We start from the raw sequence: 16,780 nt of genomic DNA on the forward strand, positions 1-16,780 counted from the left end.
TATCTATTTAACTTTGTTCTAAAGCAAACTGAATTAATTGATACGATAGCCAGAACATTAAGCATCCTATTCCAAAATCTAGTACTTTCCACGCTTTTGGTTGTTTAAAAACAGGAATGAGCCATCTCGATCCATACCCTAAGCCAAAAAACCAGACAAACGAGGCAACTAAGGCTCCAATTAAGAAATTGACTTTTTGATCAAATGTCAAAGTCCCAGCTATACCACCGATGACAACGACCGTATCTAGGTATACATGTGGATTTAAAAGTGTAATTGCTAATGTAACTAAAATTGTTTTATGAATGGGAATGATTTTAAAATCTGTTGAAACATCCATTGTATGTGATGACGAAAATGCACTACGAAAAGATTTAAATCCATACAAGAGAAGAAATAGTCCTCCGACAATCGCAAGACCAACATTTGCAAACGTATTATTCTTAATGACGGTACCGATTCCCAGTACGCCCGCACACATCAATAACACATCGCATAAAAAACATACTAGCGCCACCCAGAAAATATTGTTTTTAAGTAAACCTTGTTTAAGGACGAACGCATTTTGAGCGCCGATTGCGACGATGAGTGTACCCGATGTTACTATACCTTTTAAAATTTCATTCACTTGACGTCTCCTCTTTCATTATCTGTATTTCTAAACTGATGAGTGGTGCTTATGTAATTCTTTCAACTATTAAGTATACTATCGCAAACAAAAAGTACCGAACCCTATTTACTAGGATTCGGTACTTTTAGATGAAATGTCTTACATCATTCCGCCCATTCCACCCATGCCGCCCATATCAGGCATTGCAGGAGCAGATCCGGCTGGTTCTGGTTTATCGGCGATGACAGCTTCCGTCGTCAAGAACATCGCTGAAACGGATGCCGCGTTTTGAAGTGCTGAACGCGTTACCTTCGCTGGGTCGACGATTCCTGTCTCGATCATGTCGACATATTCGTCCGTTGCCGCATTATAGCCCATTCCTGGTGCTTCATGCTTGAGACGCTCGACGATGACTGAGCCTTCTTGACCTGCGTTTTCCGCAATTTGACGAAGTGGTGCTTCAAGTGCACGAAGAACGATGTTGACACCTGTTGCTTCGTCGCCTGTTGAGACCGACAGAATCGATTCGACAGCTTTCGTGACGTGAATGAGAGCTGTTCCCCCACCTGCTACGATGCCTTCTTCGACTGCTGCGCGTGTCGCGTTGAGTGCATCTTCGATCCGGAGCTTACGTTCTTTGAGCTCAGTCTCGGTTGCTGCTCCGACTTTGACGACTGCTACGCCACCTGCGAGTTTCGCCAGACGCTCTTGTAATTTCTCACGATCGAAGTCGCTTGTCGTCTCTTCGATTTGTGCACGGATCGTCCCGACACGTGCTTCGATTGAATCGCCGTGTCCGTGACCTTCGACGATCGTCGTGTTGTCTTTTGAGACGACGACTTTCGACGCACGACCGAGTTGCGTGATTTGTGTTTCTTTCAGATCAAGACCGAGGTCTTCTGTAATCAATTCTGCGCCTGTGACAATTGAAATGTCCTCAAGCATTGCTTTCCGGCGGTCACCAAAGCCTGGTGCTTTGACTGCTACCGCGTTGAACGTACCACGGAGTTTATTGACGACGAGTGTCGCAAGTGCTTCGCCTTCGACGTCTTCTGCAATGATGAGAAGTGGTTTGTTTTGTTGGACGACTTGCTCGAGGACTGGAAGAATCTCTTGGATGTTCGAGATTTTTTTGTCCGTGACGAGGATGTACGGGTTCTCAAGGACCGCTTCCATCTTGTCTGAATCCGTGATCATGTATGGTGATGCGTAACCACGGTCGAATTGCATCCCTTCGACGACGTCAAGTTCTGTCGTGAAGCCGCGTGATTCTTCGATCGTGATGACACCATCTTGACCGACACGTTCCATTGCTTCTGCGATCAATTGACCGACTTCTTCGTCCGCTGCTGAGATCGCTGCGACTTGGGCGATCGCTTCTTTACCTTCGATTGGTTTTGCGATCGTGTGCAACTCTTCGACGGCACGACGGACCGCTTTTTCGATTCCTTTACGGATGACCATCGGGTTTGCGCCCGCTGTGACGTTTTTGAGACCTTCCCGAATCATCGCTTGCGCGAGGACTGTCGCTGTTGTCGTACCATCCCCTGCGATTTCATTCGTTTTCGAGGCAACTTCTGCGACGAGTTTTGCACCCATGTTCTCGAAGTGATCTTCGAGTTCGATTTCTTTCGCGATCGTCACGCCATCATTCGTGATGAGTGGTGAACCGAACTTTCGCTCGAGGACGACGTTGCGTCCTTTTGGTCCGATCGTGACTTTAACTGCATCCGCTAATGCGTCGACCCCGCGGAGCATTGCCCGACGTGCTTCTTCACTGAATAAAATCTCTTTTGCCATGACTGAAATCCCCCTTATAGATGATTGACTGAATTACTCGGCTACTGCCAAAATATCGCTTTCGCGTAAAATTAAGTATTCATTGCCGTCGACTTTGACTTCCGAACCGGCATATTGTGCATAGATGACGTGATCTCCGACACTCACTTCAAGTGGTACACGTACGCCTTGCTCTGTTACACGGCCAGTACCGACAGCGACGACTTTACCCTCTTGTGGTTTTTCTTTCGCTGACCCAGGAAGAACGATTCCTCCGAGTGTTGTTTCTTCTTTTTTAACGACTTCGATCACGATGCGATCACCAAGTGGTTTTAACATGCGAAACATCCTCCTTGAAAATGATTGTTTTTTAGCACTCACTTTCGTTGAGTGCTAACATATTTTTATCTTATACGCTTTCTCTCTTGAATTCAAGCCTGAACCTTTATCCGTTTTCCCGAAATCGACACCTTTGAATCATCGTCAATCGTGCGCCAAGACCGTTTGTTTGTTACAATCGGGACAGTACCTTCATTACAAAGGAGTTGTGTCCTGTACGATGAAAAATCCAATCAGTCTGCCTTTTCTGATGGCGGAGAAGTGGCAAAAGCGTCACGTCATCCCGATCATCATCTATCTGATCGTCCAATTGGTTCCGGGTTCGTTCCAGTATTTCCTTCCGAAGAACGTCATTGCTGACGTCGCCGGTTGGTGGCTCGCGATCGGCTTCACGGTCGCCGTCATCGTCTCCTACTACTGTCTGCGTCCTGATTGGCAGAAATGGAAGGCAGAAGGACGTCAAACCGATCCGATGGATACACTAAAATGGATCGGGATCGGGATTGCGCTTTTGTATGCACTCTTGATCAGCGTCAATTTGATCGATGCCTGGATGGCAGGCGGGATCGAAAATGTCGCGAAATCGCAAAATACGGATCAAATCATTCAAGCGATTCAAGTCATCCCGCTCCTGCAAGTCATGGTCGTCTTGCTTGGACCGATCATGGAAGAGTTCTTGTTCCGGCACATCATGTTCGGCAATCTCTCATCGAAGCTCGGTTTCTTCTTTAGCTTCATCCTGACGGGCGGCTTATTTGCCCTGATCCACCAAGACAACAAATTTTTAATCTATGTCGCGATGAGTTTCGTCTTCTCCCTCGTCTTCGTCAAGACGCGCCGGATTCTTGCTCCGATCGCCATTCATGTCTTTAACAACGGAATCGTCGTACTCGCCATCTACGCGATGTCTTAATTTACGAAAGGTCGTGTTTTCATGCGTCAAAGCTCGAACTTCATGGCATTGTTCTATGCCATCTTTGGTGTTCTTTTCATGTTTCTTGCCTACAACAACTCAGTCGAGGCAGGAACGGTCTTCAACTTCTGGACGATCCTCCTGACCTTGTTCGCCGCAATCGACTTCTATCGTCTTTACTTGATCTTCCGCTTCCGCTCAGCAGCAAAGAAGATGATCAAGAAGGAACAGGATAAAAAGAACGATAAACAATAAAAAAACGAGATTTCCGTCAGGCGGGAATCTCGTTTTTTGGCTTATTCTTTCGCTTGACCCTTGCGGTAAGAATCGATGATCGTTTTCGCCACATCAAGACTCAACCGTTCATCTAAGACCAAGTTCTTGATCATATTGATGAATTCGACATCTTCCTGTTGCACCGAATCAATCCGCTCAATCAACTGGTTCAACTTCGCCCGGACAGTCGGATAGGATACTTGATAGGCAGCTGCCATATCCTTCAACGAACCGGAGCTCAAGACGAACTTCCGGATGAACTCGAGATGCTCCTGTTCGAGTGCTAGTACCCAAGCGGGCACGTCTTGTCGTTCCATCGTATTCCCTCACCTCTCTCTAATAAATACTAAATCTCGACCACGGTGTATGTACTGTTTCTTAATAGCCATAAATCCCGAGTCCAATGGTGGGACTCTAAGCTCTTTCAAATCTTGCTAAGTAAAATTGTACGATACAGACTGCAACAATACCAATGACGAGTAACTACCCTAATCCATTTTCGCAAACAAAAAAGAAGGACTGATGATTCAGTCCTTCCCCATACTTACGACAATCACGCACTGCGGATGTCGTCTTTCTTATTTTCTGTCGACATGAACGTATCGAGTTGGTCTTCATCAAGAACACCTTCCCACTTCGCGATGACGAGTGAAGCGAGCGTGTTTCCTGTAACGTTGACGACGGAACGCATCATATCCATGATTCGGTCAATCCCCGCGATGAAGGCAAGTCCTTCCGCCGGGATACCGACCGTACCAAGTGTTGCGAGCAATACGACGAACGAAACGCCTGGAACGGCAGCCATTCCTTTTGATGTCAGCATCAAGACGAAGACAAGTGTGATCTGCGTCCCGATCGAGAGGTCGATCCCGTACATTTGTGCGATGAACAAGGCAGCAAGTGCTTGATAGAGTGCTGATCCATCGAGGTTAAACGAATAACCCGTCGGTACGACGAAGCTGACGATTGATTTCGGCACACCCATCTTCTCGAGTTTTTCCATGATCCGTGGAAGAACCGTTTCTGAAGAGGCTGTCGAATACGTCAAGAGCAATTCATCCTTGAAGACGCGGACGAAGTCTGAGACCCGAACACCAACCCACTTCATGATGCCGCCGAAGACGATGATCATGAAGAGAAGCGCTGTGACATACAATGTCGCGATGAGCTTGAATAACGAACCAAGCGAGTCAATCCCGAACGTCGAGACCGTCACACCAATCAAGGCGAAGACACCGATTGGTGCGAACTTCATGACGATGTTGACGAGATTGAACATTGCTGCTGCGACACCTTCGAAGAAACGAATGACCGGTTGACCCTTCTCTCCTGCAAAACCGACACCGAGTCCGAATAAGACTGAGAAGAAAATAATAGCGAGCATATCACCGCGAACCATCGCATCGAGAATGTTCGTCGGTACGATATTGACGATTTTTTCGACGAGTCCTTCGTCTTTTGTCGTCTCTTCCGTTGCGACATATGATGAGATATCCGTTTTATCCAATGTCGACATATTAATGCCAGCACCTGGTTCAATCAGATTGGCTGCAAATAGCCCCGTGAAGATGGCGATCATCGTCACGATCGTGAAGTAACCCAGTGTTTTGACGCCGAGACGTCCGAGACTCTTCGGACTACCGACCGATGAGACACCGAGGACGATCGTCGTAAAGACGATTGGGACGACGATCATTTTCATCATCCGGATAAAGATATCACCGATTGGCTTGAGCCACTCCGCGACATGGGGATTCCCATAAAATACACCACCGACTGTGATCCCGAGAATCAAGCCGATTAAAATCTGCCAGGCAAGGCCAATGGGCTTACGTTTCGTAGTTGTCATACGCTTCCTCCTTATACATCCGTCTTACTTGTATCCTACATGTAGTGGAACATAAATAGAATTTTGTCCTAAATACAGCACATTGTCAAATCCATCTGTTATAGTACAAAACCGAATTCTGTACGAAAAAACGTCCAAAATCCGCTTGTTTCCAAGCATTTTGGACGTTTTCATAATTTTTAAGATTGTTGATTAACGCGTTCCTCAATCAACGCACGATTGCGTTTTTTGAAGACCTCATTGTGTGACGACACCATCGCCACTTTTGGCGCTTCCGGCTCAATGAAGCGTTTCGCCCGGTTGACGGCGTTTGCCGCATCTTGGAACGCGCCCGAGATCAAATGGACCTTCCCGTCGTGCGAAAGAATATCTCCTGCTGCATATAGTCCCGGTACACTCGATTCACTCGCGGCATTCCCGGCGATGTAGAAGTCATCGACCCGTGCAATATCGAGGTCACACGCGTCAAGTAGCGCCGCATCTTGTTCATACCCATGATTAATGATGACTTCATCAATTGGAATCTCGACGACCTCATCTGTTTGACAGTCGATCAATTCAACCGACGCGATCCGTTGGTGATCGGGACTGGCGATTAATTTGTGAATCGTCGTATTGAGGAGGCAGACCGCCGAACTTTTGACAAGTTGATCAACTTGCGCCTCGTGCCCTGAAAAACAATCTCGCCGATACGTAACGTAGACCTTTTTCGCGACCGGTTCGAGTTCGTTTGCCCAATCGATCGCTGAGTTCCCACCACCTGAGACGATGACGGTCTTTCCTTTAAAGCGTTCAATCGATTTAACCGTATAGTTCAAGTTTGACACTTCGAAACGTTCCGCGCCTTCGACTTTTAATTTTTGTGGATTGAGGATGCCACCGCCGACCGCGACGATGACCGTCTTCGAATAATGAATCTGCCCCGATTCCGCTTCTAAGACGAAGTTACCGAAGACGTCTTTTGCGATCGAGATGATCTTTTCATTCAATTGAACAGTCGGTTGAAATGTCAGTCCTTGTTCGACGAGTTGAGCCATGAGTTTTTCACCAGTGATCGGCGGCTGTCCACCGACGTCCCAGATCATCTTTTCCGGATAGACGTGCAGTTTTCCTCCGAGTTCTGCTTGATACTCGATCAATTTCGTCTTCATACCTCGAAGACCACTATAGAACGTCGAATATAACCCTGCTGGTCCTCCACCGATGATTGTTACGTCGAACAACTCCTGTTCCCTCATCTCACTCACTCCTCATCCTTGATTGTTATTGATTATCATTCTCACTCTCTCATGATAACGTGAACATCTCTTGAACACAAGAAAAAATGTTGACAGCGTTTTTATGAGACTGGTATGGTTAATGAGACGATAGTGATAATCATTATCATTGAAAAATGGAGAGAACAACGAAGGAGTCGTCGCGTATGGTACGTCTAGCAACAGAAGAAATCAATATCGGCTACGGTGATCGTCCCATCGTCAAAGACTTGTCCGTCCAAATTCCCGATCGTCAAATCACAACGATCATTGGCGCGAACGGATGCGGCAAATCAACTTTGCTGAAAGCGATGACACGGATCATTCCCCATCAATCGGGACGTGCGTTGCTCGATGGTCTTGATATCGCGAAGGAAAGCACGAAGCTGCTTGCTCGGAAGATGGCTATCCTGCCACAAACTCCGGAAAGTGCAAGCGGTCTAACGGTCGCAGAGCTCGTCTCATACGGTCGTTTTCCTTATCAAAAAGGATTCGGACGCTTGACGAAACACGATTATGAAATCATCGATTGGGCACTCGAAGCAACGGACACGATGGCGTTCAAACATCGTCCAGTCGATGCGCTGTCCGGTGGTCAACGTCAACGGGTCTGGATTGCGATGGCACTCGCTCAAGAGACAGATATCATCTTTCTCGATGAACCGACGACTTATCTTGATCTCGCCCACCAACTCGAGGTGCTCGAACTGCTCGAATATCTCAACCGGACCGAAGGACGGACGATCGTCATGGTCCTGCATGACTTGAATCAAGCGGCACGCTTCGCCGACTATATTATCGCCATGAAAAACGGCGAAGTCGTCAAAGCCGGCACGTGTGAGGAAGTCATCGCAAAAGATGTCTTACAAGAAGTATTCCATATCGATGCTGAAATCGGACGCGATCCGCGGACGAACAAGCCGATGTGTATCACCTACAACTTAATCAAGGGAGATTAAATCATGAAGAAACTACTTGTACCGGTTCTACTCATTCTCACGCTCGTCATCGCAGCGTGTGGCAATACAGAGAAAAAAGACGACGCAGCATCTGGTTCGAAAAACGAAACGATCACATATAAATCAGAAAATGGAAACATTAAAGTTCCAGCTCATCCAAAACGAGTCGTGGTCCTCGCTGGTTTTGCCGGCAACGTCATGGCACTCGGCGTTCCTGTCGTTGGTGTTGATTCGTGGTCAAAAGCGAATCCGAAGTTCGATAAACTAAAAGATGTCACGGAAGTTTCGGAAGAGAACGTTGAAAAAATCATCGAACTCGATCCTGACTTGATCATCGGCTACTCGACAACGAAAAACCTCGACAAAATCAAAAAAATCGCTCCGACGGTCACGTACACATACGGAAAAGTCGACTACTTGACGCAACATATCGAAATCGGTAAATTGCTCAACAAAGAACAGGAAGCACGCGATTGGGTCAAAGACTTCAAAACACGTGCCGCTGCTGCCGGTAAAGACATCAAAGCAAAAATCGGTGAAGATGCTACTGTTTCTGTCATCGAAAGTTTCGATAAACAACTCTACGTCTTCGGCAACAACTGGGGTCGTGGAACAGAGATTCTCTATCAAGAAATGAAATTAAAAATGCCGGATAAAGTCACGAAGATGGCATTAAAAGATGGTTACTATGCGTTGTCACCAGAAGTCCTCCCTGAATATGCAGGCGACTACCTCGTCTTCAGCAAGAGCGCAGAAGCGGACAACTCATTCACGAAAACGGATACGTTTAAAAACATTCCAGCCGTCAAAAACGATCATGTCTTCGAAGTCGATTCGAAGGAGTTCTACTTCAATGATCCTCTCACACTCGAACGTCAACTCGAGTTCTTCAAGAAAAGTTTCCTTGGTGCATAATAAATAAGGGAGGGAACCTGCGGGATCCCTTCCTTTTTTTGCGGCTCACTCCCTGAATCAGAAATGGAGGCGACATTCATGTCAGCTGGTCGAATTCCGTTCGGCATAAAAATCACACTCGGTCTTGTCCTCTTTTTCGGGATGTTCTGGATCGCGATGACGTTCGGCGCTGCCGATACGACGATCCGCGAAGTCTGGAACGCCTTGACGTTCGGACCGTTGAATGAAAAAGCAAAAATTGTCCAGGAAATCCGCCTGCCACGGGAATTAGCAGCAATCCTCGTCGGAGCAGCACTCGGTGTATCGGGTGCCATCATGCAGGCGATGACACGCAATCCCCTCGCCGATCCTGGTCTGCTCGGTCTGACGGCGGGTGCGAACGCAGCACTTGCACTCGTCATCGTCCTGTTCCCGAAAATTGAGTACTTCGGTATCATGATTGCTTGTTTCTTCGGAGCAGCACTTGGGGCAGCACTTGTCTTTGGAATCGGTGCTTCGAAAAAAGGTGGTTTTTCGCCACTCCGGATCGTCCTTGCCGGTTCTGCAATCTCAGCCTTTCTGTATGCGATTGCGGAAGGCATCGGCATCTACTTCAAGATCGCTCAAGATGTCTCACAATGGACGTCCGGTGGACTCGTCGGGTCGACATGGGGACAACTGCAAGTCATCACTCCGGTCATCGCGATCGGGATTGTGATTGCCTTCATCTTCTCCCGACAATTGACGATTCTCAGTCTATCGGAAGAAGTCGCGCTCGGACTCGGGCAGAACATCCAGCGGATCAAAGCAGTACTTTATGTTGTCGTCATTCTGCTTGCAGGTGCTGCTGTTGCACTCGTCGGTAACATGGCGTTCATCGGGCTGATGATTCCACATATCGTCCGCGCGATCGTCGGGACGGACTATCGGTTCATCCTGCCAATGACCGCGATCTTTGGTGCGACGTTCATGTTACTTGCCGATACAATCGGTCGGACATTGTATGCTCCCTACGAGACTCCGGTCATCGCGATCGTCTCAATGCTCGGACTACCATTCTTCCTCTTGATCGTTCGGAAAGGAGGGCGTGCTTTCTCATGATGGAATCTCGTTTACGTCGTCGCCAGCAACTGACGTTTTGGACGTTACTGGCACTATTGATCGCAACACTCGTCGTCAGCATCGGTCTCGGACCTGCTTCCCTATCCTATGATCGTTTGTTGCCGACGTTACTTGGAAACGGCTCGTTCAAAGAGGAGTTCGTCCTCTATTCGCTCCGCTTACCACGACTGCTCATCACCGTCATGGCAGGAATGGCACTCGCTTTATCCGGTTCGATCCTCCAAGGGATCACGCGCAATGAACTCGCTGATCCTGGTATCATCGGCATCAATACCGGAGCTGGTGTCGCCGTCGCCTTGTTTTTCCTGTACTTCCCGGTCGATGTCGGATCATTCATTTATCTGTTACCGATCGCTGCCTTTCTCGGTGCACTCGTGACCGCGATGGCGATTTATCTATTCTCATACGACCGTGTGCAAGGACTGCAACCGATTCGCTTGATTTTGACTGGTGTTGGCTTCTCGATGGCGCTTTCCGGAATCATGGTCATTCTGATTTCGTCGACGCGTCGTGAAAAGGTCGACTTCATCGCTAAGTGGCTCGCTGGTAACATCTGGGGGACGGACTGGATCTTCGTCTACTCACTCTTACCGTGGCTACTCGTCTTGATTCCGCTGACGTTCTATAAGGCGAATAAACTCAATCTCCTTGCCTTGAATGAACCGGTCGCAATCGGTGTCGGCGTCGCGCTTGAAAAAGAACGGATCCAACTCTTGTTGACAGCCGTCGCACTTGCCGCTGCTGCCGTCTCCGTCACGGGTGGGATTTCCTTCATCGGTCTGATGGCGCCACATATCGCCCGCGCGCTCGTTGGACCACGGCATCAGTTCTTCTTGCCGATTGCCCTTTTGCTCGGCGGATGGTTGCTTGCGTTCGCTGATACGATCGGACGCAACATTGCGGGACCGGACGGCGTGCCAGCTGGAATCGTCGTCGCCTTAATCGGAGCACCTTATTTTATCTATCTCTTGTTGAAGAAATAATCAAAAATCCGCATCAAACAGCGTCTTTCGCTGATTGATGCGGATTTTTTGCTTTACCGTTTCCACCACGCACGTTCGATTTCCCCCATCGAGACGTAGGCTGGATCGATTTGTTTGGCTAACCGATTCATTCGAGTGACACCAAGACTAAACCCACCAATCCAAAAAAGGAAGACGACGAATAAATAACCAGGAGCACTTGGAATCGACAGCATGACGACGGCGATCAGCCATGCAACGACATACCCGATGATTGTCAGACGAGCGACCTTTTGAACGGTTTGTTGATACATAGTTGGTGTTAAATATGACTTCATGAGCCGTAGACGGACAATTTCTCGAGAGACTGCTGTCGCGCAAAGACAAAAGAGCATGATCTGAAGAAAGACGGATGTAATTGTCGGCATAAACCAAGCAGGTACCGCAAAAATCAATCCAGGGACCAAAAAGAAATAGGCGACGGAACGCACAGGACGTACCAATAGGTTCAGACGTGCTTGTCGCTCGAATAGGTGTTCCATTGCGATGTTCCTTTCTGTCTGACGAAGCGGGCTACCTCAACGTCACTGATATAATCGGGATCGCGCGCTCCGTCACGTCGGATGATCCATTCGCTGATGAAATAAAGTGGTGTTAAAATCGCAAAAATTGCTAGAAGCATCTGCCAGAACGGTCTCTCGATCGTCTGGGTGATGACGACCGTCAAGACGGCGTACAGCAGGACGTGACTACCAATGCGGAGTAAAAATTGGCGACGGACCTGCGCTTTTGAGATGTAGCCGTCTAAAATTTTTCGTTTTTTTAGTTGGTAGCGAAAATCGGAGGCGAGAAAAACGGCTGGAATCGTCAAAATCAGCATCGGGAGATCCGTCCATTCAATTAAGATACCGACTGTTATGAATAGAAACATGTTCCAATACCAGCGTGTACCGAGCCATTCGACGTCCCGGTACGCGAGGGCAAGTTTTTGTAGGCGTTCTTCACGAGCCGTTTGCATAGTACCTTCTCCTTTAGCGAGCTTGATGAATTTCTTTTTCCGTCACATACGTTGGATCGATCTTTCGTGAGACGAACTCTAGCGTTTTTCGACAAATCCAGTAGAACGGGATGACGACGATGACGAGTCCGATCAAGAAGGACATGTGCGGGCGATCGGCTGCCCAGACAATCAAACCGGCAAGCGCTCCGTATTGTAAGATCCCGATCAAGACATGCACCTGATAGAGCCGTTTTGCTGATGCCTTTGATGAATATTTCGCGACAAGCGCGAACCGCTTGCGTTGTACGAGCATGTCATAGCCAAAATACAATAATGGGACGATCATCGCATAAACTGGCATCTCAAGTGTGTTACTGAGTGCTAAGAATGCCGCAAGCATGACCCACATGCCGGTCTTTGTCTTTTGGTGCATCTCTTCGTATAACGTCGCTAATGCTTCCGTTTGTGTATGTACGTGTTCCATGATCTCCCACCTCTCTATACTGTCATATACTTACATTTTACTGTATCGGTTTCACCTGTAGTGCGATTTTTCAAAAAAAAGATGTCTTGTCGCTTCGGACAAGACATCTTTCATTAGAGACTATGCACTGACCTGGATGATCAGATAGATGACACTATAAGCAACGATCGCGAGCGGTATCAACGCGACACCGATTAGCCAGCCATTTTTGTCACGGATACCGAGATATAAGACGAGACACCCCACGATGAAGGCGATTAATGTCGTAAACGGATTCATGGTCGTTCCCCCTCTAATTGTTTCTGCTCTTAAATTTCCCCCTCCACTCGTCTCATAAACCCTTCAAGGCGCTTCGACACACAACGAAAAGCCAGACGGATTTCCGCCTGGCTTATTCATTGTTAACTTATTTTTTCGTGATGACGACTGTTTTCGTAACGACGTGTCCACCCAGATCCTTCAGTTTCAAGTTGTACGTGTTTTTTCCTTTTTTGAGCGTCACTTTTTTCGTGATCGTCTTTTTGAAGGCTTTCATGACGTACGGTTCTTTGAACGTCCGGCGGTATTCCGCGCTACCATTGAAGTCGAAGCGTAATTCGCTGTAGTTATCGCGAAGTACGATCTTCATCTCAGCTGTTTTTGTTTTACTTGAGACGGTTTTTGGTGCTGTGACGCGAATCGTTGGTAATTCTGTGTCGATGATGACTTGACGGTTGAACGCCACACGATTCCCTTTTCCATCGTATGCTTCGACCTTGAATGACTTGACGCCATCCGTCGTGTACGTCACGTCATGGCTGAACGCATAGTTTTGTTGGGCAGCATCAAAACGTAGTTTAACGGCTTTGCCGTTGATCTTAAACGATTTGATACCTGACTCATCAGAGACATGACCCGCAGTGTTGATGACTTTTGATGTTGCAAGACCAAGAGCGACCGGTGTATCGATTTGAACATTTGGTACGGCTTTATCAACGCCTGTCGTGTTGACGTCTTTTTTCACACTGTTTCCAGCATAGTCTTTGACGACGAAGGCAATCTTCGCGCGCTCCGGCAGATCCGTCAACGTGTACGCTTTTTCTGTTGCGGCAAGTGGTTGCTTTAAGACACTTTTGCCATTGACGAGGATATCGTATGACGCAACTCCTGTTCCTTGGTCGCCTGCTGTCCATGAAAGTGTTGATTTCGCAGCATCCCATTTCACAGTAGCTGCTGGCTTTTTCGTATCGACATAGACTGGGAAGAGATTCGTCTGCCATTTTGCGTTCGGATAATCGATCACCGATTTGACTTTGTAGTAGTAAAGACCATCTTTGACCGGTTTCCCGTTGATCGTTCCGTCCCAAGCAGCGCTTGTGACTGGTGTGTAGCCGTCCTCTGAACCGCTATCATAGTAGTTCTTGACGACGTCCGTTTGCATATCAAGCTTCTGAAGTGTTGTTTTATTCCGGTCAAGAATCGAATACTCGACTTTTTTCGCATTGCGAAGGAATGAGATGATCGGGAAAGCTTCATCTGCGCTACCGTCGTTGTTCGGTGAGAACGAGACTTTGTTCGCGACAACTTTTCCAGCGGCATTCGTACCAAGGAATTCGAAATCATCCTTCACTTCAGTCGCTAGACCTGTCAATCCGTAGAACGTGTTGTTTTTATCGTACAATGGTGCATCTAAAATCGGAGCTTGATCCCATTTTCCTTTGAATCCAACATAAGGAACTGTCAGTTCTGGATTTTTGCTCTTCGTATCGATCAGACCGACGAATCCTTCGACGAAGTAGCCGTTTTTAAAGACTTGTTCAAGCGGAAGCTCGTTCGCCCAGTCAGTCGTGTTCTTCAAATCGACGGACACGCTGACTTTCGTTGAGCTCTTCGGATTAATCGAGACTGAACTCGCTTTCTTCGAGCCGACTGCAAATGAGATCGGGTATGTGCCTGTGTTGGCATCTACCGTACCGATCGTTCCTTTTTTGAAGATTCCATTTGCTTCAAGGAAGTTCGATCCTTTTGCACCGAGATCTGATTGAACCGTTCCCGCTAGCTTATACGTCACTTTTTCATTGCTGTAGTTTTTTAAATCAAGCGTGAATGTGAACTTCTCGCCGACTTCCTTCAAGGATGCCTTGCCTTCACCTGACTTTGTCTCTGTGATGACGACTGGTGTCTTCATCGCAGCACGAAGATCCATCAGTCCAGCTCCCTCACGACGTGGGGAGTAGAAGTTGCCTGTTTTCAATTGTGCGTTGTATTTTCCTTGATCGAGTTGCGGACGCGATGTATTCATCAAGATGTTTTTGGCGAGTTTAACGCGTGTTGCACCAGTGACTTTGAAGTCCTTCGCAATCCGTTGCATGACGAGTGCTGTTCCACCAGCGACGTGTGGTGCTGCCATCGATGTACCGCTCATGACGCCATACTCGTTATCATTAAGCGTCGAATAGATTTTCCCACCTGGTGCCGTGATTTCCGGCTTGAAGTCGAGGCTTGGCGTGACACCCCATGACGTGAAGTCAGACATTTGTCCTGCGACCGGGTTATCGGTTGAGACCGCTTTTCCGTCAAATGTCACTGCGATTGCCTTGCCTTCTTTTGCTTTTGCTTCGAGATCATTCCCGTCCGCGATGCTAAGCGTCACGAGTGGAATCGTCGGATTGTTGAGCGCCATGCTGACGTAATCCCCATGATCGACTTTACCACGGACGATGACACCTGCTGCGCCTTGCTTCTCAGCTTCTGCTTGAATCATGCTGTAGTTAAAATCACCTGTCCGCACGACGAAGACGACTTTCCCTTTGACGTCTTTACCTTCATAGTTCGAAGCTTGACCGTCACCGACATACACGACATCCTTCTTCTCTTTATCGAAGACGGCAATCGGATTCGGCGAATCTTGTTTTTGGTATGCCAAATAACCGGCATCCTGACCGTCAATCGTCAGCGCCATGCCTTCAAGCGTCAATTTCGTATTTTCGAGTGACGCGACTTGGAGCGCCTGGCTCGTCAATCCTGGTGCACCAACGACACCGATATCCGGGTTTGCTGTATATGGATTACCCGCACCATGACCTGCAAACGCCGAGTTACCAGCAGAGATCGCACACAAGATACCGTTGTTCATCGCGTTGACGATCGCGCGTTGCTCCGGATCATCTGCGTTGACGAACGATGCCGTCGAACCCAGGCTCATGTTGATGACGTCCGCTCCAAGTGCGATGGCATCATCGATTGCTTTGATGTAGATATCACTAAATGTCGATGGCATCCCTGGATCGTTACCGAAGACCTTCATCGCAAGGAGCTGTGTTTCTGGAGCGACCCCTTTAATGCCGCCGTTCGCTTCATCCCCGTTTGCTCCGACCGTACCTGCGACGTGCATCCCGTGCATCGATGCCCCCGCACCTAAGTCACGGATTTCGCTGTCGTGATCGGCATAGTTATAGCCGTACGGTACTTTTTCCGTGAAGTACTTTCCTTTTAAGCCTTTTGTTTCTTTCGCACTCTCGACCTTCGAAGAGGTTAAATCCACCTTTGTCTCTGGACTCAAGACCATGTCCTTGTGCGATGGATCAATCCCCGTATCGATGACCGCGACGACGGTTCCTTCCCCTTTGAAGCCATAGTCCTGCCACGTTTCCTTCGCATTGACCATGTCCTTGCTGTACAGCATGTCTGGCTTGGCACCTTTATCGACGGTTGGGCGCGCATATTCGTGCGCGATATGTACACTTTTGACTCCTTCGAGTTGTTTGATATCTTCGATGTCACCGAACTTCACTTCACCACTGAATCCGTTGATGACGGTTGTGAAGCTTTCTTTATATGTAACAGGAATCGCCTTTTTAGCGATAGCTGACTTGACTGATTTTTGGACGCTGACGAGTCGATCCTTGATCGATTCCTTTTCGGCATTACTCAATGTGCTATACCGCTTGTTTTGAGATTGGGCGATTTGAATCGCCGGTTTTTGTTCCATCTCGATGACGACTCGGACTTTATCCGATTGTTTGTAGTTCTTTTCTTGCCCCGATTTCTTCAGTGAGAGCGCCTGCGGTTTTTGACCCGTCGCTTTGTCTTGCGAGGACAGTGCACCTTGCGCACTGACTAGATTGGAAGACGTCATTAAGACGGCTGCCATAAGTGCAATCTTCTTCTTCATGCGTTCGTTTCCCCTTTTCTGTAAAACCATAGTAGTAATACTAATAAAACAGTTTAAAGAAAATTCTGTATTTTTAGTTTAATGAAGTTAATGGAAATAAACAATTTATATTTGTCTATTTTTTTAATTTATTTCTTTTTGGTGACATTTTATATTTGGAAGGAATTTAACTGGGAACATAAAA

Annotated in this window: 17 protein-coding genes; 6 read left to right on the top strand and 11 right to left on the bottom strand. The window is 47.7% G+C overall.

Annotated elements, in window-relative coordinates; genetic code table 11:
• Positions 1 to 7: 7 nt before the first annotated feature.
• The 3 genes from B3S86_RS12470 to groES form a co-directional block, all read right to left on the bottom strand.
• Positions 8 to 628, bottom strand: a complete 621-nt coding sequence (locus B3S86_RS12470; protein ID WP_290753101.1) for a LysE/ArgO family amino acid transporter — start codon at positions 626 to 628, stop codon at positions 8 to 10.
• Positions 629 to 769: 141 nt separating this feature from the next.
• Complete coding sequence (gene groL, locus B3S86_RS12475; RefSeq protein ID WP_029342811.1) at positions 770 to 2,410, bottom strand: chaperonin GroEL; 1,641 nt, start codon at positions 2,408 to 2,410, stop codon at positions 770 to 772.
• Between the two features lie 33 nt (positions 2,411 to 2,443).
• Positions 2,444 to 2,728: a co-chaperone GroES gene (gene groES / locus B3S86_RS12480; protein ID WP_023469587.1), complete on the bottom strand. Its 285-nt coding sequence runs from the start codon at positions 2,726 to 2,728 to the stop codon at positions 2,444 to 2,446.
• 220 nt (positions 2,729 to 2,948) lie between these two features.
• Here groES and B3S86_RS12485 point away from each other — a divergent pair, with 220 nt between their 5' ends.
• Complete coding sequence (locus tag B3S86_RS12485) at positions 2,949 to 3,641, top strand: CPBP family intramembrane glutamic endopeptidase (protein ID WP_058713945.1); 693 nt, start codon at positions 2,949 to 2,951, stop codon at positions 3,639 to 3,641.
• Between the two features lie 21 nt (positions 3,642 to 3,662).
• Complete coding sequence (locus B3S86_RS12490) at positions 3,663 to 3,896, top strand: DUF4305 domain-containing protein (RefSeq protein ID WP_214852032.1); 234 nt, start codon at positions 3,663 to 3,665, stop codon at positions 3,894 to 3,896.
• Positions 3,897 to 3,937: 41 nt separating this feature from the next.
• Here B3S86_RS12490 and B3S86_RS12495 read toward each other — a convergent pair whose 3' ends face one another.
• The 3 genes from B3S86_RS12495 to B3S86_RS12505 form a co-directional block, all read right to left on the bottom strand.
• Positions 3,938 to 4,234: a DUF2089 family protein gene (locus tag B3S86_RS12495; RefSeq protein WP_214852030.1), complete on the bottom strand. Its 297-nt coding sequence runs from the start codon at positions 4,232 to 4,234 to the stop codon at positions 3,938 to 3,940.
• A 236-nt stretch (positions 4,235 to 4,470) separates the two neighbouring features.
• Positions 4,471 to 5,766, bottom strand: coding sequence for a cation:dicarboxylate symporter family transporter (locus B3S86_RS12500; RefSeq protein ID WP_035410792.1), 1,296 nt, complete (start codon positions 5,764 to 5,766; stop codon positions 4,471 to 4,473).
• Positions 5,767 to 5,945: 179 nt separating this feature from the next.
• Positions 5,946 to 7,004, bottom strand: a complete 1,059-nt coding sequence (locus tag B3S86_RS12505; RefSeq protein ID WP_056064111.1) for an NAD(P)/FAD-dependent oxidoreductase — start codon at positions 7,002 to 7,004, stop codon at positions 5,946 to 5,948.
• Positions 7,005 to 7,189: 185 nt separating this feature from the next.
• Here B3S86_RS12505 and B3S86_RS12510 point away from each other — a divergent pair, with 185 nt between their 5' ends.
• The 4 genes from B3S86_RS12510 (at position 7,190) to B3S86_RS12525 (ending at position 10,980) form a co-directional block, all read left to right on the top strand.
• On the top strand, positions 7,190 to 7,981 hold the full coding sequence (locus tag B3S86_RS12510) for an ABC transporter ATP-binding protein (RefSeq protein ID WP_214852023.1): 792 nt from the start codon (positions 7,190 to 7,192) through the stop codon (positions 7,979 to 7,981).
• A 3-nt stretch (positions 7,982 to 7,984) separates the two neighbouring features.
• On the top strand, positions 7,985 to 8,896 hold the full coding sequence (locus B3S86_RS12515) for an iron-hydroxamate ABC transporter substrate-binding protein (RefSeq protein ID WP_035410799.1): 912 nt from the start codon (positions 7,985 to 7,987) through the stop codon (positions 8,894 to 8,896).
• A gap of 78 nt (positions 8,897 to 8,974) precedes the next feature.
• Complete coding sequence (locus B3S86_RS12520; protein WP_035410802.1) at positions 8,975 to 9,976, top strand: FecCD family ABC transporter permease; 1,002 nt, start codon at positions 8,975 to 8,977, stop codon at positions 9,974 to 9,976.
• Positions 9,976 to 10,980, top strand: a complete 1,005-nt coding sequence (locus B3S86_RS12525) for a FecCD family ABC transporter permease (RefSeq protein WP_197026239.1) — start codon at positions 9,976 to 9,978, stop codon at positions 10,978 to 10,980. The genes B3S86_RS12520 and B3S86_RS12525 overlap by 1 nt, the downstream gene beginning before the upstream one ends.
• Positions 10,981 to 11,033: 53 nt before the next feature.
• Here the strand turns inward: B3S86_RS12525 and B3S86_RS12530 are convergent, their stop codons facing one another.
• The 5 genes from B3S86_RS12530 to B3S86_RS12550 form a co-directional block, all read right to left on the bottom strand.
• Positions 11,034 to 11,501, bottom strand: coding sequence for a hypothetical protein (locus tag B3S86_RS12530; protein ID WP_290753117.1), 468 nt, complete (start codon positions 11,499 to 11,501; stop codon positions 11,034 to 11,036).
• Positions 11,468 to 11,977, bottom strand: a complete 510-nt coding sequence (locus B3S86_RS12535) for a hypothetical protein (RefSeq protein WP_290753120.1) — start codon at positions 11,975 to 11,977, stop codon at positions 11,468 to 11,470. The genes B3S86_RS12530 and B3S86_RS12535 overlap by 34 nt, the downstream gene beginning before the upstream one ends.
• A 13-nt stretch (positions 11,978 to 11,990) precedes the next feature.
• Positions 11,991 to 12,443 carry a hypothetical protein gene (locus B3S86_RS12540; protein ID WP_290753123.1) on the bottom strand — a complete coding sequence of 151 codons (453 nt, stop codon included), beginning with the start codon at positions 12,441 to 12,443 and terminating at the stop codon, positions 11,991 to 11,993.
• A gap of 120 nt (positions 12,444 to 12,563) precedes the next feature.
• Complete coding sequence (locus B3S86_RS12545) at positions 12,564 to 12,722, bottom strand: hypothetical protein (protein WP_034801002.1); 159 nt, start codon at positions 12,720 to 12,722, stop codon at positions 12,564 to 12,566.
• 127 nt (positions 12,723 to 12,849) lie between these two features.
• Positions 12,850 to 16,596, bottom strand: a complete 3,747-nt coding sequence (locus B3S86_RS12550; protein ID WP_290753131.1) for a S8 family serine peptidase — start codon at positions 16,594 to 16,596, stop codon at positions 12,850 to 12,852.
• Positions 16,597 to 16,780 lie beyond the last annotated feature (184 nt).

Source organism: Exiguobacterium sp. UBA3968, assembly GCF_002385115.1.
In the GTDB taxonomy this organism is placed as follows: domain Bacteria; phylum Bacillota; class Bacilli; order Exiguobacteriales; family Exiguobacteriaceae; genus Exiguobacterium_A.

What these genes read in the sequence shown, in the direction of transcription:
- groES (WP_023469587.1), bottom strand. Translation starts at nt 2,728, where the DNA reads ATGTTAAAACCACTTGGTGATCGCATCGTGATCGAAGTCGTTAAAAAA.
- B3S86_RS12510 (WP_214852023.1), top strand. Translation starts at nt 7,190, where the DNA reads ATGGTACGTCTAGCAACAGAAGAAATCAATATCGGCTACGGTGATCGT.
- B3S86_RS12485 (WP_058713945.1), top strand. Translation starts at nt 2,949, where the DNA reads ATGAAAAATCCAATCAGTCTGCCTTTTCTGATGGCGGAGAAGTGGCAA.
- B3S86_RS12515 (WP_035410799.1), top strand. Translation starts at nt 7,985, where the DNA reads ATGAAGAAACTACTTGTACCGGTTCTACTCATTCTCACGCTCGTCATC.
- B3S86_RS12550 (WP_290753131.1), bottom strand. Translation starts at nt 16,596, where the DNA reads ATGAAGAAGAAGATTGCACTTATGGCAGCCGTCTTAATGACGTCTTCC.
- B3S86_RS12525 (WP_197026239.1), top strand. Translation starts at nt 9,976, where the DNA reads ATGGAATCTCGTTTACGTCGTCGCCAGCAACTGACGTTTTGGACGTTA.
- B3S86_RS12535 (WP_290753120.1), bottom strand. Translation starts at nt 11,977, where the DNA reads ATGCAAACGGCTCGTGAAGAACGCCTACAAAAACTTGCCCTCGCGTAC.
- groL (WP_029342811.1), bottom strand. Translation starts at nt 2,410, where the DNA reads ATGGCAAAAGAGATTTTATTCAGTGAAGAAGCACGTCGGGCAATGCTC.
- B3S86_RS12495 (WP_214852030.1), bottom strand. Translation starts at nt 4,234, where the DNA reads ATGGAACGACAAGACGTGCCCGCTTGGGTACTAGCACTCGAACAGGAG.
- B3S86_RS12505 (WP_056064111.1), bottom strand. Translation starts at nt 7,004, where the DNA reads ATGAGGGAACAGGAGTTGTTCGACGTAACAATCATCGGTGGAGGACCA.
- B3S86_RS12530 (WP_290753117.1), bottom strand. Translation starts at nt 11,501, where the DNA reads ATGGAACACCTATTCGAGCGACAAGCACGTCTGAACCTATTGGTACGT.
- B3S86_RS12500 (WP_035410792.1), bottom strand. Translation starts at nt 5,766, where the DNA reads ATGACAACTACGAAACGTAAGCCCATTGGCCTTGCCTGGCAGATTTTA.
- B3S86_RS12490 (WP_214852032.1), top strand. Translation starts at nt 3,663, where the DNA reads ATGCGTCAAAGCTCGAACTTCATGGCATTGTTCTATGCCATCTTTGGT.
- B3S86_RS12540 (WP_290753123.1), bottom strand. Translation starts at nt 12,443, where the DNA reads ATGGAACACGTACATACACAAACGGAAGCATTAGCGACGTTATACGAA.
- B3S86_RS12545 (WP_034801002.1), bottom strand. Translation starts at nt 12,722, where the DNA reads ATGAATCCGTTTACGACATTAATCGCCTTCATCGTGGGGTGTCTCGTC.
- B3S86_RS12520 (WP_035410802.1), top strand. Translation starts at nt 8,975, where the DNA reads ATGTCAGCTGGTCGAATTCCGTTCGGCATAAAAATCACACTCGGTCTT.